General features: G+C 47.3%; 1 protein-coding gene. It reads right to left on the reverse strand.

What is annotated here, in order from left to right:
- The coding region (locus ACSV5T_RS09920; RefSeq protein ID WP_438321007.1) for a TetR/AcrR family transcriptional regulator at positions 1-180 on the reverse strand (180 nt) is incomplete at its 3' end.
- Between the last annotated feature and the right edge of the window lie 84 nt (positions 181-264).

The following is a 264-nucleotide window of genomic DNA, read 5'->3' on the forward strand; positions in this document are numbered from 1 at the left end:
CTTCTCCATCAAGTCGAACTTATCCACATAGTGACTGTAGAACGTCCCTCGGTTGATACCGGCCCGTTCGGTGATCGCTTTCACGGTGACCGCCTCGAATCCATGCTCGTCAATCAACTCGAGGAAGGCGCTTTTAATCAATTGTTTCGTTCGTGTGATGCGTAAATCTTCATGTCCCATCTGAATATTCTCCTTTATCCAACACTTGAGTGAAAACTGTCTGATAACCGACACGATGGCCGATATTGCCGATTGTTGGGCTGT

It is taken from the genome of Veillonella sp. ZSJB6, from assembly GCF_051549505.1.
Lineage (GTDB): Bacteria > Bacillota > Negativicutes > Veillonellales > Veillonellaceae > Veillonella.